The organism is Streptomyces sp. NPDC047869, assembly GCF_040704065.1.
In the GTDB taxonomy this organism is placed as follows: domain Bacteria; phylum Actinomycetota; class Actinomycetes; order Streptomycetales; family Streptomycetaceae; genus Streptomyces.
Map to the genome: position 1 here is coordinate 129,661 of NZ_JBEYRK010000002.1, position 25,950 is coordinate 155,610.

The window sequence follows — 25,950 nt, forward strand, 5'->3', positions numbered from 1 at the left end:
GGTCTCAGTCCTTCTTCCGCTTGCGTCGTGCGGCGGGAACCGTGCGGCCCACGATCACCGTGCGCCGGGGCGGCTTCGCGGGCGCGTCCTCCCTGCGGCCGCCGAGGGCCCGGCGGACGCCGTAGCCGAAGGCCGCGACCTTGACCAGCGGCCCGCCGAAGGTGGAGGCGACGGTGGTGGAGAGCGCCGAGGCGTTCGACGTGACCTCCTGGACGTCGGAGGCGATCGCGTCGACCCGGTCGATCTGGGTCTGCGCGGAGCGCACGGCCGCCGAGGCGTCCGCGAGCAGCGGGACGGCCTGGTCGGTCACATCCGCCACGAGCTTGGTCGTCGCCTTGAGCGTCTGGGCCACCCTCGCCAGTGCGACGGCGAGGAAGGAGACCAGGATCGCCCAGAAGACGGCCACCAGGATCCCGGCCACCTCTCCACCGGACACTGTGCGCACCCGCTCCCTGATACGTGCTCTGAACATCGGAACCATGAGAAAAGCAGTGCACCGAGCCTATCGCGCCGGTGATGGAGCTCCGTACCGGATTACCGTCGGCGGCGGGCGGAGTCACGGGAAGCGATTGTACGGAGTGAACACGGTTCAGTACGCTCCGTGTCCCATGCGAGGTCCTCAGCGCCCAGGCTCCTGCGCAGACGGCGAGCCGCCCCTCGAACTCACCGCCTTCATCGGGCGTACGGCCGAACTCGGCGGGCTGGCCGAGGCGATGACCTCGTCCCGGCTGGTGACGGTGACCGGTGCCGGCGGGGTGGGGAAGTCCCGGCTCGCGCTCCGGGCGGTGGTGCGGCCGGGGGCCGGGAACGGGGTGTCGCGGGTGGAGCTCGCGCCGGTCCAGGACCCGCTGTTCGTCGAGTACGCGGTGGCGGAGGCGCTGGGTCTGACCGACCACACCACGCGGCCGCTCCGCGAGTCGCTGCTCGGCCATCTCGCGGGCCGCCGCTTCCTGCTGGTGCTGGACGGGTTCGAGCATCTGGTGGAGGCCTGTGCCGAGCTGGTGGCGGAGCTGCTGCGCAGGCTGCCGGAGCTGCGGGTGCTGGCCGTGGGACGGCGTCCGCTGGGGTTGGCGGGCGAGCGGCTGTTCCCGCTGGCGCCGCTCGGCACGGACGAGGCGGTGGAGCTGTTCGCCGACCGGGCCCGGCAGCACGGCGCCGAGGTGGACGACTCCCCCGCGGTACGGGAGCTGTGCCTGCGTCTTGAGGGGATTCCGCTGGCGGTGGAGCTGGCCGCTGGGCGGCTGCGGGCGCTCTCCCCGGCCCAGTTGCTCGAGCGTCTCGACGACCGGTTCCGGCTGCTGACCGGTGGCGGCCGGGACGCCCTGCCGCGGCACCGGACGCTGCGCACGGCGATCGGCTGGAGCCATGAGCTGTGCACTCCGGCCGAGCGGCTGCTGTGGGCGCGGCTGTCGGTGTTCGCGGGGACCTTCGACCTGGACGCGGCCGAGTACGTGTGCAGCGGGGACGGGCTGCCCGCCGAGGACGTCCTGGACGTGCTGTCGGAACTGCTCGCCCAGTCGCTGGTGACCCGCGAGGAGACGGCGACGGGCCCCCGTTACCGGATGCTGGACACCGTCCGTGCCTACGGCGCCGACTGGCTGGAGGCCGCCGGGGACACGGCCCGGCTGCGACGGCGGCACCGCGACTGGTGCCTGGGCCTGGCCACGATGTGCGAGCTGGACTGGTTCTCGCCGCGGCAGCGGGAGGTGGCCGCGCGGGTCGAGGCGGAGCTGCCGAATCTGCGCGGCGCCCTGGAGTTCTGCCTCACCAAGCCGGAGGAGGCGCATCTGGGCCAGTACCTGGCGGGTTCGCTGTGGTTCTGCTGGGCGGGGTGCGGGCGGCTGTCGGAGGGGCGGCGCTGGCTGGAGCGCAGCGTGGAACTGGAGTCGGGGTACGAGCGGTCGCGGCTGAAGGCGCTGTGGGTGCTCGGCTACGTGGCGACCCTCCAAGGCGACACCGTGCCGGCGCTTGCGGCGCTGGGGGAGTGCCGGGAGCAGGCGGAGCGGGTCGCGGACGGCACGGCGGTGGCGTACGCGGAGCACCGCACGGGCTGTCTGGCGCTGGTGACGGACGACATGGCGCGGGCGGAGCGGCTGCTGCGCTCGGCGCTCGGGCGGTACCAGGAGATCGGCGAGCTGAACAGCAACGTCCTGATGAGCCAGGTGGAGCTGGCGATGGCACGGGCGTTCCAGGGCGACCTGGCGGACGCGGTACGGCTGTGCGAGGACGTGCGCCAGGTGTGCGAGGACCACGGGGAGCACTGGGCCCGCTCGTACGCGCTGTACGTGCTGGCGTACGCGTCCTGGCGGGACGGGGAGCAGCACCGTGCGCGGGAGCTGCTCGTGGAGTGCCTGGGCAACGCGCACGCCTTCCACGACCTGCTCGGCTCGGTGCTGTCGCTGGAGCTGCTGGCCCTGGTGACGGTGTCCGAGGGCGACCCGGCCGAGGCGGCGGCCCTGCAGGGTGCCGCGGGCCGGCTGTGGCCGTCGGTCGGGCTGCCGCTGTTCGGCTCGGTCCACTACAACGCCCCGCACGAGCTGTGCGAGACGGCGGCCCGGCGGGCCCTCGGCGACGAGCGGTACGGGGAGCTGCTGGCCGAGGGGGCCCGGCTGGACCGGGAGGCGGCCGTGGCCCGGGCGCTGGCACACGGCGGGGTCCGGCCGCCGCACGCGGTGCCCGGCCCGCGCGGACCGGTGCCGCACGCGCGCGGGGAGGCCGGGAAACGCGAACCCGCCGCCTCCCGCACCCATGAGGGCGGGGAGGCGGCGGGCGGAGTGCCTACGCCGTGACCGGGATCAGCGGGCGTAGTACTCGACGACGAGCTGCTCGTCGCAGATCACCGGGATCTCCTTGCGGTTCGGCTCGCGGTCCAGGCGGAACGCCAGGGCCTTGAGGTTCACCTGCAGGTAGCGCGGGGTCTCACCGTCGGGGGCGAAACCACCCTCACGGGCGACCTGGAAGAGCGTCTTGTCCTTGGAGCGGTCGCGGACCTGCACGACGTCGTCCGGACGGACGCGGAAGGACGGCTTGTCGACCTTCTGGCCGTTGACCTGGATGTGGCCGTGGACGACCATCTGGCGGGCCTGGTAGATCGTGCGGGCGATGCCCGAACGCAGGACCAGCGCGTCGAGACGGCGCTCGAGCTCGATGATCAGGGCCTCACCGGTCTTGCCCTGGACCTTGGAGGCACGCTCGTAGGCGCGGACGAGCTGGCGCTCGGACACGTCGTACTGCGCGCGCAGACGCTGCTTCTCGAGCAGACGGACCTTGTAGTCCGAGTTCTGCTTGCGGCCGCGGCCGTGCTCACCCGGCGGGTAGGGGCGGGCCTCGAAGTACTTGACGGCCTTCGGGGTCAGCGCGATGCCGAGGGCACGCGACTTCTTGACCTTGGGGCGGGACTGGTTCGCCACTGTCTGTTTCTCTTTCCTGGTTTTCGGCTTGTCAGGGTTGAGGGAGGTCGCATCCGCAGCCGGGGAAACCCGCCGGGTCCGCTCGGGACCTGCCGGGCAGCCGCTCCCCTGATCTGGGCACATACGTGCAGCACGCGAGTGGCCCACCGACCGCTCCCGGGACTCCGGGTGGTGGTGGGCTGCCCGCGACACCGTTCGACGGTGCGCGACGCTCCTGGAGCCGGTCCTCGAAGGACCGGTTCTCCGGCTGGCTGTCCCGCTCTGACTGCGCGGGACTCAGCACTTCGGGGCAGTCTACAGGCTGCTCAGGACCGCTTGCGACCGAGGTGCTTGCGCGTCCACTCCACCGCGTCCGCGTACCGGGCCTCGGCGCCGTGCCGGGTCGGCGTGTAGTACTCGCGGTCCTTGAGGGCGTCGGGGGCGTACTGCTGCTGGGCGATGCCCTCGGGCAGGTCGTGCGGGTACACGTAGCCCTGGGCGTGGCCGAGCTTGGCCGCGCCCTTGTAGTGCCCGTCCCGCAGATGCGGCGGGACGGGGCCGGCCTGTCCCTTGCGGACGTCCTCCAGCGCGGCGCCGATCGCGGTGGTGGCGGCGTTGGACTTGGGGGCGAGCGCGAGGGCGATGGTGGCGTGGCTGAGGGTGAGGGCGGCCTCCGGGAAGCCGATCATGGCGACGGCCTGGGCGGCGGCGACCGCTGTGGGCAGGGCGTTCGGGTCGGCGAGGCCGATGTCCTCGCTCGCGGAGATCATCAGGCGGCGGGCGATGAAGCGGGGGTCCTCGCCGGCCTCGATCATGCGGGCCAGGTAGTGCAGCGCGGCGTCGACGTCGGAGCCGCGGATGGACTTGATCAGGGCGCTGGCGACGTCGTAGTGCTGGTCGCCGTCGCGGTCGTACTTCACCGCAGCGCGGTCGACGGTCTGCTCCAGCGTCTGGAGGCTGATCTCGCTCTCGCCCTGGTCCAGGGCGGCCCCGGCGGCGGCCTCCAGCGCGGTCAGGGCGCGGCGGGCGTCGCCGCCGGCGATGCGCAGGAGGTGGTCGCCGGTGTCGTCGGGCAGGGCGACCGCGTCCCCCAGTCCGCGCTCGTCGGTGAGGGCCCGCTTCAGCAGCCCCCGGACGTCGTCGTCGGTGAGCGGTTCGAGGGTGAGCAGCAGGGAGCGGGACAGCAGCGGGGAGATCACCGAGAAGTAGGGGTTCTCGGTGGTCGCGGCGATCAGGGTCACCCAGCGGTTCTCGACCGCGGGCAGCAGGGAGTCCTGCTGGGCCTTGCTGAAGCGGTGGATCTCGTCGAGGAAGAGGACGGTCTCCTTGCCGAAGCCGCCGGTGGCGCGGCGGGCGCCGTCGATGACCGCCCGGACCTCCTTGACGCCCGCGGTGATGGCCGACAGCTCGACGAAGCGCTTGTTGGTGGCCTTGGACACGACGTACGCGAGGGTCGTCTTGCCCGTGCCGGGCGGGCCCCAGAGGATCACCGAGGACGGTCCGGCGGGTCCGCCCGCGCCCTCGCCCACCAGCCGGCGCAGGGGCGAGCCGGGCTTCAGCAGGTGCTGCTGGCCCACCACCTCGTCGAGGGTGCGCGGACGCATCCGCACCGCCAGCGGGCTGGCGGCGGGATCCTTCTCCTGGCGTTCTTCTGCTGCGGCGGTGAACAGGTCGGGCTCCACGCAGAAACCCTAAAACACCGCACCGACAGTCCCGTCAGGGCCGCCGTCCGGCGGTCAGCCGGTCCAGAAGTCCCACCACCGGGTGAGCACCAGCATGCCGATGACGCCGACGTGCATGACCGGTACGACCCAGGTGAACTCGCCGAAGAAGGACTTCAGCCACCGCGGGGACGGCAGGAAGTCGTTGCGGACGTTGAACGAGGTCACGTACCAGAACATGACGATCGTGGCGACCCAGGCCAGCGAGCACCACAGGCAGAGCGCGTTGATCCGGTACAGGGACTGGAACTGCAGCCAGGTGCAGAAGGCGACGCCGAAGAGTGTGCCGAAGTTGAAGGTCAGCCAGTACCAGCGCGGGAAGCGGGCGCGTGCCAGCAGGCTCACGCCGACGCAGATGACGATGCCGTAGCAGACCAGGCCGAGCATCGGGTTGGGGAAGCCGAAGACGGCGGCCTGCTTGCTCTCCATGACGCTGCCGCAGGACACGACCGGGTTGAGGCTGCAGCCAGGCGTGAACGTCTTGCCCGCGACCTTGGCCTCGAGGATCTTGAACTTGTCGAGGGTGATGACCCAGGCGGCCAGCAGCCCGGCGGCGCCGGTGATCACCAGCAGGATGGCGAAGGCGCGGCTGCCGCCCGCCGTGCGCGGTGCGCCGGCGGTCTGCCCGGACCCGGGCTCGCTGGAGACGTCCTTGACTGTCGTCTTGCTCATCACGCCGATTCCGTCACTCGAGAGGTGGGCCTTCTTCGGGCAAGCCTCATTCTGCCGCACGCGCGCGGGGCTTCACCGTTCGCTCCGCATAAGCATGTACGTATGACCGGGCCGGTGCGTTCGGCTGCCCGGACCGGTGCGTACGGCTCCGGACAGCGGCCGCGCCGCCCATGGCAAAGGCGCCGGACACCCCCCGTCGGGAGTATCCGGCGCCCACGCGCGCGTGCGCTCAGCCGATCCGCGACTCCAGTTCCGCCACGATCTCGTTCACGCCGACCGCCGTCTGCTCGCCGGACTCCAGGTCCTTGAGCTGCACGACGCCCTCGGCGAGATCCCGCTCGCCGGCGACGATCGCGTACCGGGCGCCGCTGCGGTTGGCGTTCTTCATGGCACCCTTCAGGCCCTTGCCGCCGTAGGCGAAGTCCGTCGCGATGCCGGCCCTGCGCAGTTCGGTGACCTTCGCGAACAGGATCCGGCGGGCCTCCTCGCCGAGCGGGACGGCGTAGACGCTGGTCGTGGGCGGCAGGTCGAGCGCGATGCCCTCGGCCTCCAGGGCGAGGACCGTGCGGTCGACGCCCAGGGCCCAGCCCACGGACGGCAGCGCGGGGCCGCCGATCATCTCGGACAGGCCGTCGTAGCGGCCGCCGCCGCCGACCGCTGACTGGGAGCCGAGGCCGTCGTGCACGAACTCGAAGGTCGTCCGGGTGTAGTAGTCCAGGCCGCGGACCAGCTTCGGGTCGTTCTCGAAGACCACGCCCGCCGCGGTGAGCAGATCGCGGACCTCCTCGTGGTACGCCTTGCAGGCGTCGCACAGGTAGTCGCGCAGCAGCGGCGCACCGGTCAGCTGCTTCTGCACCGACTCGCGCTTGTCGTCCAGGACCCGGAGCGGGTTGATCTCGACGCGGCGGCGGGTGTCCTCGTCCAGGTCCAGGGCGCGCAGGAACTCCTGCAGCGCGGCCCGGTACACCGGCCGGCACTCCTTGTCGCCCAGGCTGTTGAGCAGGATGCGGAAGTCGCGCAGGCCGAGCGAGCGGTAGGCCTGGTCGGCCAGGATGATCAGCTCGGCGTCCAGCGCCGGGTCCTCGGCCCCGATCGCCTCGGCGCCGACCTGGGAGAAGTGCCGGTAGCGGCCCTTCTGCGGGCGCTCGTAGCGGTAGTACGAGCCCGAGTACCAGAGCTTGACCGGGAGGTTGCCCGCCTTGTGCAGGTTGGCCTCCAGGGCGGCGCGCAGTACGGACGCCGTGCCCTCGGGGCGCAGGGCGAGCCGGTCGCCGCCCTTGGTCTCGAAGGCGTACATCTCCTTGGTGACGATGTCGGTGGACTCACCGACACCGCGCGCGAACAGCTCGACGTTCTCGAAGCCGGGGGTCTCGACGTAGCCGTAGCCGGAGTCGCGCAGCGGGGCCGCGATCGCCTCGCGGACCGCCAGGTAGGTGGCGGAGGCCGGCGGGATCAGGTCGTAGGTGCCCTTGGGGGCCTGGAAGGTGCTCACGGAAGTCTCTCGTCACATTCCTCGTCGGGGAGCCCGGAGGGCTCCCTGGCCGGCCGCCACCTGCCGCAGATAGGGGTTGGTGGCGCGCTCCTGGCCGATGGTCGTCTGGGGGCCGTGACCGGACAGCACCACGGTGGAGTCCTCGAGCGGCAGGCACACGCGGGCCAGCGAGTCGAGCATGTCCTCCATGGAGCCACCCGGCAGATCGGTGCGTCCGACGGAGCCGGCGAACAGCAGATCCCCGGAGAAGAAGACCGGCGGGATGTCCGCGGCCCCGGGCATCCGGAAGGTCACCGACCCCTTGGTATGGCCCGGTGCGTGCGCGACGGAGAACGAGAGACCGGCCAGCTCCAGCCGCGCGCCGTCGGTCAGCTCCCGGACGTCGTCCGGCTCGCCCACGGTCAGCTCGCCCATGAGCGGCATGCCGAAGGAGCGGCCGAGCGCCTTCTCGGGGTCGTTCATCATGTACCGGTCGCTCGGGTGGATCCAGGCCGGTACGTCGTGCGCGCCGCACACGGGGACGACCGAGGCCACGTGATCGATGTGGCCGTGGGTGAGGACGACGGCGACGGGCTTGAGCCGATGCTTCTTCAGCGCTTCCTCGACTCCGTCGGCGGCCTGGTGGCCCGGGTCGATGATCACGCACTCCTCACCGGCGGCGGGGGCGACGAGATAACAGTTCGTCCCCCAGGCCCCGGCGGGGAACCCGGCAATGAGCACGATCGTCCTTCGTTGTGTCGATACGGGAGGGCCTGCGAGCAGGCCGCCTGTGGTCCAGAAGCCTACCGGCGCTGCCGTTTCCTCAGCGAACCCATATACCGTACGGGGCTACACGCGGCCGTCGGCTCACAGGACGCACGCGTACCGTCGGCAACACGACACGCATGAGGAGAGAACCCGGTGGTCAGCCAGGAGCAGCGGCGGCGTCAGCTCGCCCGGGAGAAGTTCTTGCGGCAGCAGCAGCGGCGCACCAGCGCGCGGCGCAAGGCACGCATGCGCAACTCCGTGATCGCGTCGGTGCTCGGCGTGGTCGTGATCGGCAGCGTCGCGCTGTACACGACCGGCGTGCTGAAGAACGACGACGACAAGAAGACCAGCGCCGGCGCGGACGTGTCACCGAGCGCCTCGCCGAGCAGCAAGGCGCCGGACCCGTGCGGGAAGCCGGCGGCGGGCTCGGTGAAGAAGCTGAGCTGGAAGAAGGAGCCGGCGGTGACGATCGACACGTCGGCGAAGTACACGATGAAGCTCGCGACGACGTGCGGAGACATCGACATGTCGCTGAAGGCGTCGGCGGCCCCGCACACGGTGAACTCGTTCGCCTTCCTCGCGGGCAAGGGCTACTTCGACCACACCAAGTGCCACCGGCTCACCCCCGAGGGCATCTTCGTGCTCCAGTGCGGCGACCCGACGGCCACCGGCAGCGGCGGACCGGGCTACACCATCCCGGACGAGAACCTCAAGGACAAGAGCCTGAAGGGCAACACCTACCCGGCCGGCACGGTCGCGATGGCGAACACCGGACAGAAGCACACCGGTGGCAGCCAGTTCTTCCTGGTCTACAAGGACAGCCCGCTGCCGCCCAGCTACACGCCGTTCGGGACGATCACCGAGTCGGGCATGAAGGTGCTCAAGAAGATCGCCCAGGCCGGTGCCCAGGCGGCCGACCCGACCACCGGGAACACCGCTCCGAACGCGACGGTCGTGATCGACAAGGCGACGGTCACCAAGTCCTGACCCGGCGGGAAACCGGGAGCGGCCGCCAGCGCAATTTCGCCCGCGCTGGATGCGGACAGGTCACCCGCCGGTCGCCTATGTTGGCCGTGACGAAACTGTGGACGATGCCTGGGGGCGCTGAGGCCCCTCGCAGGCATCATGTGGAGGAGGCGCTGTGAGCAGCGACCCGTGGGGCCGCGTCGACGAGACGGGGACCGTGTACGTGCGTACGGCCGATGGCGAGCAGGTCGTCGGTTCCTGGGCGGCCGGCTCCCCTGAGGAGGCGCTTGCCTACTTCGAGCGCAAGTACGAGGGCCTGGTTGTCGAGATCGGCCTCCTCGAGAAGCGAGTCAAGACCACCGACCTGTCGGCGAAGGACGCCCGTACCGCGATCGACCACCTGCGCGAGCAGGTGGACGCGCACCACGCGGTGGGCGACCTAGACGCGCTGCGGACCCGCCTCGACAAGCTCGTGGAGACCGTCGAGGCCCGGCGTGAGGAGCGCAAGGCGCAGCGGGCCAAGCAGTCCGACGAGGCCCGCGGCGCCAAGGAGGACCTGGTCGCCGAGGCGGAGCGGCTCGCGCAGTCCGATCAGTGGCGGGCGGCCGGTGAGCGGCTGCGCGCCCTGGTGGACATCTGGAAGGGTCTGCCGCGGCTCGACCGCAAGTCGGACGACGAGCTGTGGCACCGCTTCTCGCACGCCCGGTCGGCGTTCTCCAAGCGGCGCAAGGCGCACTTCGCGCAGCTCGACGCGCAGCGTGAGGAGGCCCGCCGGACCAAGGAGCGGCTGGTCTCCGAGGCCGAGGCGCTGTCCGGTTCGACGGACTGGGGCGCGACGGCGGCCCGTTACCGCGATCTGATGACGGAGTGGAAGGCCGCGGGCCGCGCCCAGCGCGAGCACGAGGACGATCTGTGGAACCGCTTCCGCGGCGCCCAGGACGTGTTCTTCGCGGCCCGCAGCTCGGTCTTCGCCGAGCGGGACGCGGAGCAGGCCGAGAACCTGAAGCTGAAGGAGGAGCTGGCCGAGGAGGCCGAGAAGCTCCTGCCGATCTCGGACCTGAAGGGTTCGCGGGCGGCCTTCCGCTCGATCAACGAGCGCTGGGAGGCCATCGGGCATGTCCCGCGGGACGCGCGTCCGAAGGTCGAGGGCCGGATGCACACGGTCGAGCGGGCGCTGCAGGAGGCCGAGGAGGCCGAGTGGCGCCGGACGAACCCGGAGGCACGCGCGCGTGCGGCGGGTCTGACCGGTCAGCTCCAGGCCGCCGTGGACAAGCTGCGGGCGCAGATCGAGCAGGCCCGCGCCCAGGGCAACAACGCCAAGGCCGACAAGCTGGAGCGGGAGCTCGAAGGCCGCCAGGCGCTTCTGGACCAGGCTCTGAAGGGCCTGCAGGAGTTCGGCGGCTGAGTACCCCACCGCACGGACGAGAGGGCCCCATACAGGCGTATGGGGCCCTCTCGTGTGTCCTGCTACGCCCGGCTGCGCGCCGAGGTCACGCGGTAGACGTCATAGACGCCCTCCACGCCCCGCACGGCCTTGAGGACGTGACCGAGGTGCTTGGGGTCGCCCATCTCGAAGGTGAAGCGGGAGGTGGCCACCCGGTCGCGGGACGTCTGCACGGCCGCGGACAGGATGTTGACGTGCTGGTCGGACAGCACCCTGGTGACGTCCGACAGCAGCCGGGAGCGGTCCAGCGCCTCGACCTGGATGGCGACCAGGAAGACCGAGGACTGGGTGGGCGCCCACTCGACGTCGAGGATGCGCTCCGGCTCGCGGGACAGTGACTCGACGTTCACGCAGTCGCTGCGGTGAACCGATACACCGCTGCCGCGCGTGACGAAGCCGATGATCGGGTCGCCGGGTACGGGCGTGCAGCAGCGGGCCAGCTTGACCCACACGTCGTCGACGCCCTTGACGACGACCCCCGGGTCGGCGCTGGAGCGCCGCTTGCGGCCGCGGCCGCGGGCCGGCGGGACCGTCTCGTCGATCTCCTCGGTGGCGGCCTCCTCGCCGCCGAGGGCCTGCACCAGCTTCTGGACGATGTTCTGCGCGGAGACGTGGCCCTCGCCGATCGCCGCGTAGAGCGCGGAGATGTCCGAGTAGCGCATCTCGTGCGCGAGGGTGACGAGCGAGTCGCCGGTGAGGATGCGCTGGATGGGCAGGTTCTGCTTGCGCATGGCCCGCACGATGGCGTCCTTGCCCTGCTCGATCGCCTCGTCGCGGCGCTCCTTGGAGAACCAGGCCCGGATCTTGTTGCGGGCGCGCGGCGACTTGACGAAACCGAGCCAGTCGCGGGAGGGGCCGGCACCGGGCGCCTTGGAGGTGAAGACCTCCACCAGGTCGCCGTTGTCCAGGGTCGACTCGAGCGGTACGAGCCTGCCGTTGACCCGTGCTCCTATGGTGCGGTGGCCGACCTCGGTGTGGACGGCGTACGCGAAGTCCACCGGCGTCGCCCCGGCCGGGAGCGCGATGACGTCGCCCTTCGGCGTGAAGACGAAGACCTCGTTGCGGGAGAGGTCGAAGCGCAGGGACTCCAGGAACTCGCCGGGGTCCTCGGTCTCCTTCTGCCAGTCCAGCAGCTGCCGCAGCCACGCCATGTCGTTGATGGCGTCCTTGTCCTTGCCGGAGGCCTTGGGCACGTCCGTGCGGACCTTGGAGGCGCCGGCGACGGCCTCCTGCTTGTACTTCCAGTGCGCGGCGATGCCGTACTCGGCACGCCGGTGCATGTCGAAGGTGCGGATCTGCAGCTCGACGGGCTTGCCGTTGGGCCCGATGACCGTCGTGTGCAACGACTGGTACATGTTGAACTTCGGCATCGCGATGTAGTCCTTGAACCGGCCGGGCACCGGGTTCCATCGCGCGTGCACGGTGCCCAGGGCCGCGTAGCAGTCCCGGACCGTGTCGACAAGTACACGAATCCCCACCAGGTCGTAGATCTCCGCGAAGTCACGGCCGCGGACGATCATCTTCTGGTAGACGCTGTAGTAGTGCTTCGGGCGGCCGGTGACGGTCGCCTTGATGCGCGCGGCGCGCAGATCGGACTGGACCTCGTCGGTCACTATGGCGAGGTACTCGTCGCGCTTCGGCGCCCGCTCGGCGACCAGCCGCACGATCTCGTCGTACATCTTGGGGTAGAGGATCGCGAAGGCGAGGTCCTCCAGCTCCCACTTGATGGTGTTCATGCCCAGCCGGTGTGCCAGCGGGGCGTAGATCTCCAGCGTCTCGCGCGCCTTCTTCTCCTGCTTCTCGCGCTTGAGGTAGCGCATGGTGCGCATGTTGTGCAGGCGGTCGGCGAGCTTGATGACCAGGACGCGCGGGTCCTTCGCCATGGCCACGACCATTTTGCGCACGGTCTCGGCCTGCGCGGCCTCGCCGAACTTGACCTTGTCCAGCTTGGTCACGCCGTCGACGAGCAGGGCGACCACGTCGCCGAAGTCGCGGCGCAGGTCCTCCAGGCCGTACTCGGTGTCCTCGACGGTGTCGTGCAGCAGCCCCGCCATGAGGGTGGCCGGGTCCATGCCCAGCTCGGCGAGGATGGTGGTGACGGCGAGCGGATGCGTGATGTACGGATCGCCGCTCTTGCGCTTCTGCCCCCGGTGCCAGCGCTCGGCGACCTGGTAGGCGCGCTCGATCTGGCGCAGCGTGGCGTTCTCGATCTTCGGGTCGTTGCTGCGCACTATCCGCAGCAGCGGCTCCAGGACCGGGTTGTACGGGTTCGCGCGCTGGACGCCGAGGCGGGCGAGGCGGGCGCGGACGCGGTTGGAGGAGCCGGAGCGGGCGGGCTGGCCGGCGGCGGGGCGCACGGGCGGGGCCGGCTTGGGACGGGTGACCTCGGGCGTCTTCTCGACGGGCGCGGACTGGGCGTGCTCGACCGCCCCGCGGGTGTCGTTCTTCGCGGACGACACGTTCCGCGCTGGCTTGGCCGTGGGCGCCGAGGCGGGCTCGGGCTTGGCGGCGGTCAGTGGCTGGGCCTCGTCTGGCAAGAGGACTCCTCGTGCGCGATCCGGGTCCCCCGGTCAGGCTCCGGAAACCCCATGGTAGCGATCCTGTGCCTTGTCATCGCCCGCAGGCCGCTGTGAGGACCGTCTACCCGTGAAACGCGAGGGACTCCCCCGGGATTCCGCGGTGATGACGTGGAGGGGAATCCGGGGCGTGCGGAGGGTGGCGGCACGACGAACGGCCGCCCCCGAAGACACCGGGGACGGCCGTTGCCGGCGCGGAGACGTCAGATCCGCAGGAGCGCCCTCAGCGGCGCCTCACCGAGCGCCGACTCCAGGCGGCCCCGGCCGCTCAGGAAGCCCAGCTCCATGAGGACCGCGAGCCCCGAGACCTCGGCGCCCGCCCGCTGGATGAGCTGGATCGCGGCCTCGGCGGTGCCGCCCGTGGCCAGCACGTCGTCGACGATCAGCACCCGGTCGCCGGACGCCAGGTCCTCCGCGTGCACCTCGATCTCCGCCGAGCCGTACTCCAGGTCGTACGCCTGGCGCAGTGTCGCGCCCGGCAGCTTGCCCGCCTTGCGGACCGGGATGAAGCCGAGGCCCGCGCGGACCGCGACCGGTGCGCCCAGGATGAAGCCCCGGGCCTCCAGTCCGACGACCTTGGTCGCGCCGGTCTCGGTGGCGATCCCGGCCAGCGCGTCGGTCAGCGCGGAGAACGCCGCCGGGTCCGCGAGCAGCGGGGTGATGTCCTTGAACATCACTCCCGGCTCGGGGTAGTCGGCCACGTCCCGGATGCGGCTGAGCAGCAGCGACGTGATGTCGGCGAGCTCGGTCATCGGCGCTTCCCCGAGGGTCGGCCGCGGCCCCTGGTGCGGGAGGCGGGCTGGTTGCGGGGACCCACCACGGCGGGTGCCGCGTCATCGTGCTCGTCACCCTCGCCCAGCCGGGCCGGCTCGGCCTCCTCGCCGGCGGCGGCCTGCGCGCGCTTGGCCATGACGCGCTTGCGCAGCGCCCTCATCGCCGGCTCGCGCTCCTTGAGATCGGCGACGAGCGGGGTGGCGATGAAGATCGAGGAGTACGCGCCGGCCGCCAGACCGACGAACAGCGACAGCGAGATGTCGTTCAGCGTGCCGGCCCCGAGGAAGCCACCGCCGATGAACAGCAGGCCCGCCACCGGGAGCAGGGCGACCACCGTGGTGTTGATGGAACGGACCAGCGTGCCGTTGATCGACTGGTTGGCGATGTCGCTGTAGGTGAAGCGGGTCTGCTTCGTGATGCCCTTCGTCTGCTCCTTGAGGCTGTCGAAGACGACGACCGTGTCGTAGAGCGAGTAACCGAGGATCGTCAGCAGACCGATGACCGTGCCGGGCGTGACCTCGAAGCCGACCAGGGCGTAGATGCCGGTCGTGATGGTGATGTCGTGGATCAGCGCGACGAGGGCCGCGATCGCCATGCGCCACTCGAAGGCGATCGCCAGGTAGATCACGACGAGCACCATGAAGATCGCCAGGCCCTGCCAGGCCTTGCTGGCGATCTGCTCGCCCCAGCTCGGACCGACCAGGTCGGCGTTGAGCTTCTCGGGGTCGAGGTTCAGGTCCTTGGCCAGCGTCTGCCTGATCTGACCGGACTTGTCGGTGTCGATGCCGGCGATCTGGATGCGCAGGCTGCCGTTGCCGAGCTTCTGCACGACGGCCTCGTGACCGGAGGCGTTCGTCGCGAACTCCTCCGCCTGGGCCACCGACGTGCTCATCTTCGTCGGCGTCGTGAAGACCGCGCCGCCCTGGAACTCGATGCCCATGTTCAGGCCGCGCACCGCCAGGCCGACGATGGCCGTGATGGTGATCAGGATGGAGACGCCGTACCAGATCTTGCGCTTGCCGACGAAGTCGTAGCTGATCTCGCCGCGGTGCAGCCGAGCGCCGAGGTTGCCGAGTTTCGACATCGCTCACGCCTCCTTCGGGTCGACAGGGCCGGCGGCGGGACCGGCGGGACGGCGGGTGCGGCGCAGCGGCGGCTTGGCACCCAGGCTCTTCGGGTCGAGGCCGGACCACTTGTGGCCGTTCGCGAAGAACTTGCGGCGGGCGAGCAGCGTCATCAGCGGCTTGGTGAACAGGAAGACGACGACCACGTCGAGCACGGTGGTCAGACCGAGCGTGAACGCGAAGCCCTGCACCTTGCCCACGGTCACGATGAACAGCACCGCGGCGGCGAGGAACGACACGAAGTCGGAGACCAGGATGGTGCGCCGGGCGCGCGGCCAGGCCCGCTCGACGGCGGGGCGCAGCGAGCGGCCCTCGCGGATCTCGTCCCGGATGCGTTCGAAGTACACGATGAACGAGTCCGCCGTGATACCGATGGCGACGATGGCACCGCACACGGCCGGCAGGTTCAGCGCGAAGTTGATGGCCGGGCCGAGCAACGCCATGATCACGTAGGTGAGGATCGCGGAGACCAGCAGGGACGCCATGGCCACGAGCGACAGGCCGCGGTAGTAGGCGATCAGGTAGATCACGACCAGGGCGAGGCCGATCGCGCCGGCGATCAGACCCGCGCGCAGCTGCTCACCGCCGAGCGCGGCCGTCACCGTGGTGACGGTGTCCTCGCTGAAGGAGAGCGGGAGCGCGCCGTAGGACAGCATGTTGGCGAGGTTCTGCGCCTCGTCCTGCGTGAAGCTGCCGGAGATCTCCGCCTGGCCGCCGGTGATGGCGTTCTGGACGTACGGGCTGGAGACGACCTCGCCGTCGAGGACGATGCCGAACTCGTTCTGCGGGGACTGGTTCTTGGCCAGCTCGCCGGTGATGTCCGCGAACTTCTTCGAACCGGTGCCGGTGAAGGTCATCTGGACCTGCCAGCCGGAGGCGCCCTGGGTGTCGAAGATCGCCTGGGCCTTCTTCACCTCGGTGCCGTCCACGCCGGCCGGGCCGAGCAGGTACTTGTACCAGGTCTTGTCCCGCTGGCCGCAGGCCACGGTGGGCTCGCCGGGCTTGGCGTTGGTGCCGGCTTTGGCGCGCTCGGCGGGCTTGGCACAGTTCAGGGCCGTGTACTGGGCCTGAAGCTTGGCGGTGTCCGTGTTGCCCGTGGCCGAGGCGGACGGGCTGGCGGAGGTCTTGGCGCCGGACGAGGCGCTCGGGGAGGACGAGCCCGACGGCGAGGCGTCGGCCTTCAGCGCGTCGGTGACCGCGCGGCCCTGCGAGGTGGCGGAGGCCGTCGGCGAGGCGGAGGAGGACGAGGACGCCTTCTCCTTGCTGGAGCCCGACGGGCTCGGCGAGGCGCCGCCGCTGGAGGACGCGCTCGGCGAGGGGCTCGCCGGGGTGGCGCCGCTGGGCTCGCTGGCGAGCACCGGGCGGAAGTACAGCTTGGCGGTGGTGCCGACCTGCTGCTGGGCCTCCTTGGAGTTGGTGCCCTTGGGGATGTTCACGATGATGTGATCGCGCCCCTGGGTCTGCACCTCCGCCTCGGAGACGCCCAGGCCGTTGACACGGCGGTTCATGATGTCGACCGCGGTGTCCATGTTGGCCTGGTTGATCGCGGACCCCTGGTCGGCCTTCGCCTTGAGCGTGATGCTCGTACCACCGGCGAGGTCGATGCCGAGGCGCGGTGTCGTGTGCCCGGAGGCGAACATCCCGCCGGTGAGCGCCACGATGGCGATCAAAATGAGGGCCAGCGAGCGCCCTGGCTTGCTCTGGGCGCTCGCGCTCCGGCCCCTCTTAGGTGCTGCCACCTTCTCGTACTCCCTCTCGGGCCGCCCCGCGCCAGGTCGGCGCGGTCAGCCATGACATGGTGTCGGGCTCCGTGCGGCGAACAGAAGCGCCCGCGCACCCCGGGGGCGTGACTACTTCGCCTCGGAGTCGCCGTCGGTCTTCTTCGGCTCTTCGTCCGTCTTCGCCTCGGCGACCTCGGCGGCGTCGGTACCGTCCTCGGCGACGTCCTTCTTGCCGAAGTCGACGGCCTTGTCGCCGGAGGCGGCGGCAGCGGCGGGCTCGTCGGTCTCGCCGGTCTCCGTGAGGGAGGAGGCGTCGTCCGGGACGACGTCGCCGCCGGTCTTCAGGTCGTGCTCGATGCCGTGGACGATGCGGTTGTACTCGTCGTCGGTGAGGACGGCGCCGATCGCGTTCTTGGCGAAGAGGAGGTCCACGCCAGGTCCGGCGTCGAGGAGGACCGTGTCCTCGCTGACCTCCTTGACCGTCGCGTACATGCCCCCGATCGTGCGGACGCCGGAGCCGGGCTGCATCTCATTGCGCATGTTCGCGGCCTGCTGCTGCTTCTTCTTGGCCGAGCGCGTCATCAGGAACATGGCCGCGATGAGCACAATGAACGGGAGAAGGGTCAAGGTATTCACGGGACGGGGTTTCCTTCGCGCGACCGCGCGGTGAGGGCGGCCTGTTGATGGGGGTGGGTCGGCGCCGCCCGCAAGGGCGGCATCGGCGGAGTCTAAGCGAGTCCGCGCGCATGGAACAACGCTCAGCATGGCACCTGGGTTCCTGCCCCCGCCATTGCCCTCGCCGTCACGCCCCGAACAGGTCCTGTTGTCCGTTTCCCCCGGCAGCCGTGCGGGGCGGGGTCAGACCGAGGTGCGCCCAGGCGGCCGGGGTGCCGACACGGCCGCGCGGGGTGCGGGCCAGCAGGCCCTCCCGGACCAGGAAGGGCTCGGCGACCTCCTCGACCGTCTCCCGCTCCTCCCCCACCGCGACGGCGAGCGTGGACAGGCCCACCGGACCGCCGCCGAACAGCTTCAGCAGCGCCTCCAGCACCGCCCGGTCGAGCCGGTCGAGGCCGCGCGCGTCCACTTCGTAGACGGCGAGGGCGGCCCCGGCGATCTCGCGGGTGATCACGCCGTCGGCCTTGACCTGTGCGTAGTCCCGGACGCGGCGCAGCAGACGGTTGGCGATGCGGGGCGTGCCGCGGGAGCGGCCGGCGATCTCGGCGGCGCCGTCCGGCTCGATCCCGACGTCGAGCAGGCTCGCCGAGCGGTGCACGACGCGCTCCAGCTCGTGCGGCTCGTAGAACTCCATGTGCGCGGTGAAGCCGAAGCGGTCGCGCAGCGGGGGCGGCAGCAGGCCCGCGCGTGTGGTGGCGCCGACCAGGGTGAACGGGGGCAGCTCCAGGGGGATGGCGGTGGCGCCGGGGCCCTTGCCGACGATGACGTCGACGCGGAAGTCCTCCATGGCCATGTACAGCATCTCCTCGGCGGGCCGGGACATGCGGTGGATCTCGTCGAGGAAGAGGACCTCGCCCTCCTGGAGCGAGGAGAGGATCGCGGCGAGGTCGCCGGCGTGCTGGATGGCGGGGCCGGAGGTGATGCGGATGGGGGCGCCCATCTCGGCCGCGATGATCATCGACAGGGTGGTCTTGCCGAGGCCGGGGGCACCGGAGAGCAGCACATGGTCGGCGGTGGCACCGCGCGCGCGTGCGGCGCGCAGGACGAGGTCGAGCTGTTCGCGGACTTTCTCCTGGCCGATGAACTCGTCGAGGTCCTTGGGGCGCAGGGCCGCCTCGACGGCCTGGTCCTCGCCGTCGGCGGCGGAGCCCACCAGCCGCTCGGGGGCGGCGGAGTCGGTCGTGTCGTCCCAGTTCATGTGGTGTGCCTCGGGGTGGAGTGGTCGGTCAGCGGGCGCGGTTCAGGGTCTGCAGCGCTGCCTTCAGCAGCTGACCCACCTGCGGGGTGCCGCCCGCGGCCTCGGCCTGGGGGGTCACGGCGGCGACGGCCTGGTCGGCCTCGCGGGTGGCGTACCCGAGGCCGATGAGGGCCGCGTGCAGCTGGTCGCGCCAGCCCTGGGTGACGGGTGCGCCCACCGCGGGCGCGCCGACCGGCTCGCCGAGGCGGTCCTTCAGCTCCAGCAGGAGCTTCTGGGCGCCCTTCTTGCCGATGCCGGGCACGGCGGTGAGCGCTTTTTCGTCGGCGGTGGCGACGGCCCGGCGCAGCGCGTCCGGCGTGTGCACCGCGAGCATGGCCTGGGCGAGTCTCGGTCCGACCCCGCTGGCGGTCTGGAGCAGCTCGAAGACCTGGCGCTCGTCGTCGTCGGCGAATCCGTACAGCGTCAGGGAGTCCTCACGGACGACCAGGGAGGTGTGCAGCTTGGCGGGCCGGCCCTGGCGGAGCGTGGAGAGGGTGTTCGGCGTGCACTGGACGGCCATGCCGACGCCGCCCACCTCGATCACCGCCGCGTCGGGGGCGAGTGCGGCGACCGTGCCGCTGAGGAAGGCGATCATGCCGTACGGCCTTTCGTTGCGTGGGCCGAGTGCATCGCAACGGCCTGCTGGAGTCGGTACTGCGCGGGGGCGCGCCAGATGTGGCAGATGGCGAGCGCGAGGGCGTCGGCGGCGTCGGCCGGTCTGGGCGGCGCGGCGAGCCGGAGCAGCCGGGTGACCATGGCGCCGACCTGCGCCTTGTCGGCGCGTCCGCTGCCGGTGACGGCGGCCTTGACCTCGCTGGGGGTGTGCAGGGCGACCGGGATGCCGCGGCGGGCGGCGCACAGCATGGCGACCGCGCTGGCCTGGGCGGTGCCCATCACCGTGCGGACGTTGTGCTGGCTGAACACCCGCTCCACGGCGACGAATTCGGGCCGGTGCTCGTCCAGCCAGGCCTCGATGCCCTGCTCGACGGCGACCAGGCGCTGCCCCAGCTCGGCGTCCGCGGGCGTGCGTACGACACCGACGCCGATCATGGTGAGCGGGCGCCCCGCGACTCCCTCGACGACACCGACACCGCACCGGGTCAGGCCGGGGTCCACCCCCAGTACGCGCACCGCGCCCTCCCCTTCTCTGCGGCTGGACCGCCGCCGCTCTCGCGGACCCGGCCGAGCACCATCGTGGTCGCTCGACCGACGGTTGCGGCCCGTGGACGGTGATCCACGGACGACGCCAGGCTAATCGCTGCCACTGACAACGGCGGCGGGCCGGCGGGACGCGTGTCCCTCCGGCCCGCCGGAAACCGCTCGGCACACGGCCGCGCTACGCGTCGACCTTCTCCATGATCTCGTCGCTGACGTCGAAGTTGGCGAAGACGTTCTGCACGTCGTCGCTGTCCTCGAGCGCGTCGATCAGCTTGAAGATCTTCTTGGCGCCCTCCTCGTCCAGTTCGACCTGGACGGACGGCACGAAGCTGGAGTCGGCGGAGTCGTAGTCGATCCCGGCCTCCTGGAGGGCGGTGCGGACCGCGACCAGGTCGGTGGCCTCGCTGATGACCTCGAAGGTCTCGCCGAGGTCGTTGACCTCCTCGGCGCCCGCGTCCAGGACGGCGCCGAGGACGTCGTCCTCGGCCAGCTCGCCCTTGGGGACGATGACGACGCCCTTGCGGCTGAACATGTACGACACCGACCCCGGGTCGGCCATGCTGCCGCCGTTGCGGGTCATGGCGACGCGCACGTCGGAGGCGGCGCGGTTGCGGTTGTCGGTGAGGCACTCGATGAGCACCGCGACACCGTTCGGGCCGTAACCCTCGTACATGATCGTCTCGTAGTCGGCGCCACCGGCCTCGAGACCACCGCCACGCTTGATCGCGGAGTCGATGTTCTTGTTGGGAACCGACTGCTTCTTGGCCTTCTGGACGGCGTCGTAGAGGGTCGGGTTGCCCTCGAGGTCGACGCCGCCCATGCGCGCCGCGACCTCGATGTTCTTGATCAGCTTCGCGAAGAGCTTGCCGCGCTTGGCGTCGATCACGGCCTTCTTGTGCTTCGTCGTAGCCCATTTAGAGTGGCCGGACATCTGCCTGTCTCCTTCGCGTAACCCATCTCTGCAACGAACTCCAGAGATCCTACAAGGACTCCGGTGTCCGTTTGGCGCGCACCATGTCGACGAAAAGCGCGTGCACGCGGTGGTCGCCGGTCAGTTCCGGGTGGAACGACGTGGCGAGCACGTTGCCCTGGCGTACCGCGACGATGTGGCCCTCGTGCTCGGCGAGCACTTCGGCCCCGGCACCCACGGACTCCACCCAGGGAGCGCGGATGAAGACGCCCTCCACAGGATCGCCCGCGATGCCCCGGACGTCGACCGCGGCCTCGAAGGACTCGTTCTGCCGTCCGAAGGCGTTGCGGCGCACGATCATGTCGATGCCGCCGATGGTCTCCTGGCCCGAGCGCGGGTCGAGGATCTTGTCGGCGAGCAGGATCATGCCGGCGCAGGTGCCGTAGACGGGCATGCCGTCGCGCACGCGCGCGCGGAGGGGTTCCATCACTCCGAAGAGGACGGCCAGCTTGGAGATGGTGGTCGACTCGCCGCCGGGCAGCACGAGGGCGTCGACCTCGGCGAGTTCCTCGGGGCGCCGCACCGGCCTGGCCACGGCGTCGGCCGCGGCCAGGGCGATGAGGTGCTCCCGTACGTCGCCCTGGAGTGCCAGGACGCCTATGACGGGGGTGTTCATGTGACGCGTCGCCTTACCAGCCGCGGTTGGCGTAGCGCTCGGCCTCGGGCAGGGTGTCGCAGTTGATGCCGACCATGGCCTCGCCGAGGTTGCGGGAGGCGTCCGCGATGATCTTCGGGTCGTCGTAGAAGGTGGTGGCCTTCACGATGGCGGCGGCGCGCTTGGCCGGGTCGCCGGACTTGAAGATGCCGGAGCCGACGAAGACGCCCTCGGCGCCGAGCTGGCGCATCAGCGCGGCGTCGGCCGGGGTGGCCACGCCGCCGGCGGAGAAGAGGACCACCGGGAGCTTGCCCAGCTCGGCGACCTCCTTGACCAGCTCGTAGGGGGCGCGCAGCTCCTTGGCGGCGGCGTACAGCTCGTGGTTGTCGAAGCCGCGCAGGCGGGCGATCTCGTTCTTGATCTGGCGCAGGTGGCGGACGGCCTCGACGACGTTGCCGGTGCCGGCCTCGCCCTTGGAGCGGATCATCGCGGCGCCCTCGGCGATGCGGCGCAGGGCCTCGCCCAGGTTGGTGGCGCCACAGACGAAGGGGGTGGTGAAGGACCACTTGTCGGAGTGGTTGACCTCGTCGGCCGGGGTGAGCACCTCGGACTCGTCGATGTAGTCGACGCCGAGGGACTGCAGGACCTGGGCTTCGACGAAGTGGCCGATGCGGGACTTGGCCATGACCGGGATCGAGACGGCGTCGATGATGCCCTCGATCATGTCCGGGTCGGACATGCGGGCCACGCCGCCGTCCTTGCGGATGTCGGCCGGGACCCGCTCCAGGGCCATGACGGCGACGGCGCCCGCGTCCTCAGCGATCTTCGCCTGCTCCGGCGTGACGACGTCCATGATCACGCCGCCCTTGAGCTGCTCGGCCATGCCGCGCTTCACACGGGCGGTGCCGGTCTCGGGAGCCTGGTTGTCGGTGGTGGACACGGGTGACCTCACTGAAGTGGAGAAGGGTGACTGCACCGATGAGGAAACGTGAGGAGACCAGTCCACAGCAAGGGCCAATGCCGACCCGGTGGATCCTTTTGTCCGGCGAGGGGTCGCGGCGCCCGGTTCAGGCGGCCCGTTCCACCAGGGCCGCGGGCGGCTCGTCGTCCATCTCGAAGGCCAGCGGGAACGGGGCGTGGCCGGCCAGCCGGAACCAGCGCACCTTGCGGTGCTCGCGGAGCCTGCGGGCGGCTCCCACGGCGTCGTTGTGGAAGCGGCGGGCCATGGGCACCCGGCGTACCGCCTCGGCCAGCTCACAGGCCGCCTCGTCGCCGCCCGGGGCGTCCCGGACGACCTCGACCTGCCGCGGGTCCTCGAACACCGCGCGCAGGGCCTGGCTCAGCTCGCTCTCCGCGACCTCCCGCTGGTCCTCCTCCGCCTGCCGGGCGGCGTGCGCGGCCTCGTAGAGCACGATCGAGGCGGCGGGGTCGAGCACGCCCGAGGTGGCCAGTTCCTGGGTCACGGAGGCCCGCCGCAGCAACTGGGCGTCCAGCGCGGCCCGCGCGGCGTCCATGCGCACGTGCAGCCGGTCCAGCCGCCCGGCCGTCCAGCTCAGATAGACGCCGACTGCGATGAGGGCGAGGAGGATCCAGATGAGGGTTGCGGTCACGGGCGAAGGCTATCGGGACGCCGCTGCCGTGCCGTCGCCCCCGTCGGGTCAGTCCCTGGCCAGCCCGAACCGGGAACGCCGGCCCGGGCGCTCGTCCGTGGCCACCGCCGCCGTTCCGGTCGTGACGGTCTCGTAGACCGAGAGGATGTCGGCGCCGACCGTCGACCAGTCGAAGCGCCGGACGTGCGCGCTGCCCCGCTCCCGCAGTTCGGCCCGTCGCTCCGGGTCCGCCAGCAGACCCACGGCGGCCCGGGCCAGTGCGTCGGCGTCCTCGTTGGCGAAGACCTCGCCGGCCTTGCCCTGGTCGAGGACCTGGACGAAGGCGTCCAGGTCGGAGGCGAGGACGGGGGCACCTGCCGACATCGCCTCGACCAGGATGATGCCGAAGCTCTCGCCGCCGGTGTTGGGCGCGACGTACAGGTCGACGCTGCGCAGGAAGCGGGCCTTGTCCTCGTCGCTGATCATGCCGAGGAACTCCACGCGCGAGCGCAGCTCGGCGGGCAGGTCCTCGACGGCCGCCTCCTCGTCGCCGCGCCCCGCCACCAGCAGCCTCGCCCCCGGTCGGGCGGCCAGGATCCTCGGCAGCGCCCGCATCAGCACCGGCAGGCCCTTGCGAGGCTCGTCGATGCGGCCGATGAAGCCGAGCGTCTCGCCCTGCCACTGCGGCCTGGGCTCGGCCTCGGCGAAGAAGTCGACGTCGACGCCGTTGGGGATGACCACCGCGTCCCCGCCCAGGTGCTCGACGAGGGTGCGGCGGGCGTACTCGCTCACCGCTATCCGCGCGCTGATCTTCTCCAGCGCGGCCTGCAGGATCGAGTAGGCGGCGATCATGGCGCGCGAGCGGGGGTTGGAGGTGTGGAAGGTGGCCACGATGGGGCCCTGCGCGGCCCAGCAGGTCAGCAGGCCGAGGGAGGGCGACGTCGGCTCGTGGATGTGGACCACGTCGAACGCGCCCTCGTGCAGCCAGCGGCGCACGCGCGCGGCCGACAGGAAACCGAAGTTCAGCCGGGCCACCGAGCCGTTGTACGGCACCGGGACCGCGCGGCCGGCCGAGACCACGTACGGCGGCAGCGGGGTGTCGTCGTCGGCGGGCGCGAGGACGGAGACCTCGTGGCCGAGCCGGATGAAGTACTCGGCGAGGTCGCGGATGTGGAACTGGACGCCGCCGGGCACGTCCCAGGAGTACGGGCAGACGATCCCGATTCTCACGAGGGTCCCTTCGTGGGGTCCAGGTCGGCGATCCACAGCCGCTGGAGCATGTGCCAGTCCTCAGGGTGCTCGGCGATCCCGGTGGCGAAGGCGTCGGCGAGCGACTGTGTCATGGCGGACGTCTTCTCGGCCCGCGTACCCGTCTCCGGTACCTCGATCGGGGGATGCACACGGCCCTTCATGACCGGGGAGTCGTCGTACCGGAGGGTGACGGGCAGCAGCAGCGCGCCGGTCTGCTGCGCCAGCAGGGCCGGTCCCGCCGGCATCCGGGCCCGGTCGCCGAAGAAGTCCACCTCGATGCCGGACGCGGACAGGTCGCGGTCGGCGACCAGGCAGACCAGCCCGCCGTCGCGCAGCCGCCGGGCGAGGGTGCCGAAGGCCGAGCCGCCGCTGTGCGGGAGCACCTCCATGCCGAGGCCCTCGCGGTAGGCGACGAAGCGGTCGTAGAGGGTCTCGGGCTTCAGCCGCTCGGCGACCGTGGTGAACGGGGTCCGCAGCTCGGTGGTGACCCAGGCGCCGGCCAGGTCCCAGTTGGCCAGGTGCGGCAGGGCCAGGATCACGCCGCGGCCGGAGGCGAGCCCGTCGGTCAGGTGGTGGAGGTCCTTGGGCTCGAAGCCGGTCCTGACGCGCTCGGGACTCCAGGCCGGGAGCCGGAAGGACTCCATCCAGTAGCGCAGGTAGGAACGCATGCCCGCGCGCGAGAGCTCGGCCAGCCGCTCCGGGCCGGCGTCGGGCACCACGCGCGCGTAGTTGGCCTCCAGGCGCTGCACGCCCTTGCCGCGCCGCTTCCAGGCGAGGTCGGCGATGGTCCGGCCGAGGCGGACCGCGACGGGTTCGGGGAGGTTCTTGACGGTGCCCCAGCCGAGCCCGTAGAGCGCGTCGGTGAGCCGGTCCGCGGTGCTCACTTCGCCGTCTCCCTCCCCTGGGAGGCGTTCTCGCCGGCCGCCGCCTCGGCCTCGGCGGACTCGCGGCGGACGGTGACGACCCGCTGGATCAGCGTCACGAGGCTGCCCACGGCGACGATCCACAGGGCGATCGGCAGCAGCCACTGGATGCCCGGCACACCGAACTTGTGCAGTCCCGCGAAACCGGCCGCGACCAGCGAGATCACCAGCCGCTCGGCACGTTCGACGAGCCCGTTGACGGCGACCGGCAGCCCGATCGACTCGCCGCGCGCCTTGGTGTACGAGACCACCTGGCCGCTGGCCAGGCAGAAGATCGTGACGGCGCACAGGACGTTGTCGTTCCCGTTGCCCGCGTACCACAGCGCGAGGCCGCCGAAGATCGCGCCGTCGGCGACCCGGTCCAGGGTGGAGTCCAGGAAGGCGCCCCAGCGGCTGGAGCGGCCGAGCTGGCGGGCCATGTTGCCGTCGACCAGGTCGGAGAAGACGAAGAGCGTGATCACGACCGTGCCCCAGAAGAACTCGCCCCGGGGATAGAAGACCAGCGCGCCCGCCATCACACCGGCGGTGCCGATGAGCGTGACCGTGTCGGGGCTGACGCCCCTGCGGATCAGAAACGCGGCGAACGGCGTGAGGACACGCGTGAAGAATGCACGCGCGTACTTGTTCAGCATGGCCTTCCCGACGGTCGTTGTCGCCGTGGCCCTGGTGGCCTCCGGCTGGCCCATCGTAGTCACGCGTGCGCATGCGTGACGGGCGGGCACCCACGAGCCCACACGGCCGCCCCGCGCACACCCCCGGCGCGGGCACGCGTGTGTACCCGGGCCGCCGTGGCCGCTTCGCGGCCGTTCGTATGGACGCGGCGTTACGGGAGTGGAAAGCTCGAAGGACCGCGGGCGTCGCCGGAGCCGCCAGAGCACGCGGGTCCCGCGTGTCCGCGCCCACAGTGACCTCACCGTGCACGGGAG

Annotated in this window: 24 protein-coding genes; 3 read left to right on the forward strand and 21 right to left on the reverse strand. The window is 71.2% G+C overall.

Annotated elements, in window-relative coordinates; translation table 11 throughout:
* Window positions 1-4: 4 nt before the first annotated feature.
* On the reverse strand, window positions 5-445 hold the full coding sequence (locus AB0924_RS03100) for a DUF948 domain-containing protein (protein ID WP_358938297.1): 441 nt from the start codon (window positions 443-445) through the stop codon (window positions 5-7).
* A 163-nt stretch (window positions 446-608) separates the two neighbouring features.
* On the opposite strand from AB0924_RS03100, the gene AB0924_RS03105 reads away from it, so the two are divergent.
* On the forward strand, window positions 609-2,789 hold the full coding sequence (locus AB0924_RS03105) for a regulator (protein ID WP_358938215.1): 2,181 nt from the start codon (window positions 609-611) through the stop codon (window positions 2,787-2,789).
* Between the two features lie 6 nt (window positions 2,790-2,795).
* Here AB0924_RS03105 and rpsD read toward each other — a convergent pair whose 3' ends face one another.
* From rpsD to AB0924_RS03130, 5 genes are all read right to left on the reverse strand, one after another.
* Window positions 2,796-3,410 carry a 30S ribosomal protein S4 gene (gene rpsD / locus AB0924_RS03110; protein ID WP_108957064.1) on the reverse strand — a complete coding sequence of 205 codons (615 nt, stop codon included), beginning with the start codon at window positions 3,408-3,410 and terminating at the stop codon, window positions 2,796-2,798.
* 305 nt (window positions 3,411-3,715) lie between these two features.
* Complete coding sequence (locus tag AB0924_RS03115; protein WP_358938212.1) at window positions 3,716-5,071, reverse strand: replication-associated recombination protein A; 1,356 nt, start codon at window positions 5,069-5,071, stop codon at window positions 3,716-3,718.
* Window positions 5,072-5,125: 54 nt separating this feature from the next.
* Window positions 5,126-5,782 carry a vitamin K epoxide reductase family protein gene (locus AB0924_RS03120; RefSeq protein WP_358938210.1) on the reverse strand — a complete coding sequence of 219 codons (657 nt, stop codon included), beginning with the start codon at window positions 5,780-5,782 and terminating at the stop codon, window positions 5,126-5,128.
* A 229-nt stretch (window positions 5,783-6,011) separates the two neighbouring features.
* On the reverse strand, window positions 6,012-7,274 hold the full coding sequence (gene hisS, locus AB0924_RS03125) for a histidine--tRNA ligase (protein WP_358938208.1): 1,263 nt from the start codon (window positions 7,272-7,274) through the stop codon (window positions 6,012-6,014).
* Between the two features lie 12 nt (window positions 7,275-7,286).
* Complete coding sequence (locus tag AB0924_RS03130; RefSeq protein ID WP_358938206.1) at window positions 7,287-7,994, reverse strand: MBL fold metallo-hydrolase; 708 nt, start codon at window positions 7,992-7,994, stop codon at window positions 7,287-7,289.
* A gap of 180 nt (window positions 7,995-8,174) precedes the next feature.
* On the opposite strand from AB0924_RS03130, the gene AB0924_RS03135 reads away from it, so the two are divergent.
* Together AB0924_RS03135 and AB0924_RS03140 are read left to right on the forward strand one after the other, a co-directional pair.
* Window positions 8,175-9,008 (forward strand): peptidylprolyl isomerase, encoded by an 834-nt coding sequence (locus AB0924_RS03135; RefSeq protein WP_366910522.1) that lies wholly within the window; start codon window positions 8,175-8,177, stop codon window positions 9,006-9,008.
* A 154-nt stretch (window positions 9,009-9,162) separates the two neighbouring features.
* Window positions 9,163-10,392 carry a DUF349 domain-containing protein gene (locus tag AB0924_RS03140; RefSeq protein WP_358938202.1) on the forward strand — a complete coding sequence of 410 codons (1,230 nt, stop codon included), beginning with the start codon at window positions 9,163-9,165 and terminating at the stop codon, window positions 10,390-10,392.
* 62 nt (window positions 10,393-10,454) lie between these two features.
* On the opposite strand, the gene AB0924_RS03145 is transcribed toward AB0924_RS03140, so the two are convergent.
* From AB0924_RS03145 to pgsA, 15 genes are all read right to left on the reverse strand, one after another.
* Complete coding sequence (locus tag AB0924_RS03145) at window positions 10,455-12,968, reverse strand: RelA/SpoT family protein (RefSeq protein WP_366910523.1); 2,514 nt, start codon at window positions 12,966-12,968, stop codon at window positions 10,455-10,457.
* Window positions 12,969-13,210: 242 nt separating this feature from the next.
* Window positions 13,211-13,759, reverse strand: a complete 549-nt coding sequence (locus AB0924_RS03150; RefSeq protein WP_358938198.1) for an adenine phosphoribosyltransferase — start codon at window positions 13,757-13,759, stop codon at window positions 13,211-13,213.
* Window positions 13,756-14,865 carry a protein translocase subunit SecF gene (gene secF / locus AB0924_RS03155; RefSeq protein WP_358938196.1) on the reverse strand — a complete coding sequence of 370 codons (1,110 nt, stop codon included), beginning with the start codon at window positions 14,863-14,865 and terminating at the stop codon, window positions 13,756-13,758. The genes AB0924_RS03150 and secF overlap by 4 nt, the downstream gene beginning before the upstream one ends.
* 3 nt (window positions 14,866-14,868) lie before the next feature.
* Window positions 14,869-16,644, reverse strand: a complete 1,776-nt coding sequence (secD, locus tag AB0924_RS03160; RefSeq protein WP_358938194.1) for a protein translocase subunit SecD — start codon at window positions 16,642-16,644, stop codon at window positions 14,869-14,871.
* A gap of 111 nt (window positions 16,645-16,755) precedes the next feature.
* Window positions 16,756-17,262, reverse strand: a complete 507-nt coding sequence (yajC, locus tag AB0924_RS03165; protein WP_358940164.1) for a preprotein translocase subunit YajC — start codon at window positions 17,260-17,262, stop codon at window positions 16,756-16,758.
* A gap of 166 nt (window positions 17,263-17,428) precedes the next feature.
* Window positions 17,429-18,499, reverse strand: coding sequence for a Holliday junction branch migration DNA helicase RuvB (gene ruvB / locus AB0924_RS03170; RefSeq protein ID WP_366910524.1), 1,071 nt, complete (start codon window positions 18,497-18,499; stop codon window positions 17,429-17,431).
* 28 nt (window positions 18,500-18,527) lie between these two features.
* Window positions 18,528-19,133: a Holliday junction branch migration protein RuvA gene (ruvA, locus tag AB0924_RS03175; protein WP_366910525.1), complete on the reverse strand. Its 606-nt coding sequence runs from the start codon at window positions 19,131-19,133 to the stop codon at window positions 18,528-18,530.
* The gene (gene ruvC, locus AB0924_RS03180; RefSeq protein WP_358940161.1) at window positions 19,130-19,669 is read right to left on the reverse strand and encodes a crossover junction endodeoxyribonuclease RuvC; all 540 of its coding nucleotides are present in this window, start codon (window positions 19,667-19,669) and stop codon (window positions 19,130-19,132) included. The genes ruvA and ruvC overlap by 4 nt, the downstream gene beginning before the upstream one ends.
* A 205-nt stretch (window positions 19,670-19,874) precedes the next feature.
* On the reverse strand, window positions 19,875-20,627 hold the full coding sequence (locus AB0924_RS03185) for a YebC/PmpR family DNA-binding transcriptional regulator (RefSeq protein ID WP_358940160.1): 753 nt from the start codon (window positions 20,625-20,627) through the stop codon (window positions 19,875-19,877).
* A gap of 49 nt (window positions 20,628-20,676) precedes the next feature.
* Window positions 20,677-21,282, reverse strand: a complete 606-nt coding sequence (pdxT, locus tag AB0924_RS03190) for a pyridoxal 5'-phosphate synthase glutaminase subunit PdxT (RefSeq protein WP_358940159.1) — start codon at window positions 21,280-21,282, stop codon at window positions 20,677-20,679.
* A gap of 13 nt (window positions 21,283-21,295) precedes the next feature.
* Window positions 21,296-22,201 carry a pyridoxal 5'-phosphate synthase lyase subunit PdxS gene (gene pdxS / locus AB0924_RS03195; RefSeq protein ID WP_358940158.1) on the reverse strand — a complete coding sequence of 302 codons (906 nt, stop codon included), beginning with the start codon at window positions 22,199-22,201 and terminating at the stop codon, window positions 21,296-21,298.
* Between the two features lie 127 nt (window positions 22,202-22,328).
* Window positions 22,329-22,871 (reverse strand): hypothetical protein, encoded by a 543-nt coding sequence (locus AB0924_RS03200; RefSeq protein ID WP_366910526.1) that lies wholly within the window; start codon window positions 22,869-22,871, stop codon window positions 22,329-22,331.
* Between the two features lie 48 nt (window positions 22,872-22,919).
* A complete protein-coding gene (locus tag AB0924_RS03205; RefSeq protein ID WP_366910527.1) occupies window positions 22,920-24,080 on the reverse strand; it encodes a glycosyltransferase family 4 protein in 1,161 nt (386 codons plus the stop codon).
* Window positions 24,077-24,985, reverse strand: a complete 909-nt coding sequence (locus tag AB0924_RS03210) for a phosphatidylinositol mannoside acyltransferase (protein WP_366910528.1) — start codon at window positions 24,983-24,985, stop codon at window positions 24,077-24,079. The genes AB0924_RS03205 and AB0924_RS03210 overlap by 4 nt, the downstream gene beginning before the upstream one ends.
* Complete coding sequence (gene pgsA, locus AB0924_RS03215; RefSeq protein ID WP_358940165.1) at window positions 24,982-25,710, reverse strand: phosphatidylinositol phosphate synthase; 729 nt, start codon at window positions 25,708-25,710, stop codon at window positions 24,982-24,984. The genes AB0924_RS03210 and pgsA overlap by 4 nt, the downstream gene beginning before the upstream one ends.
* Window positions 25,711-25,950 lie beyond the last annotated feature (240 nt).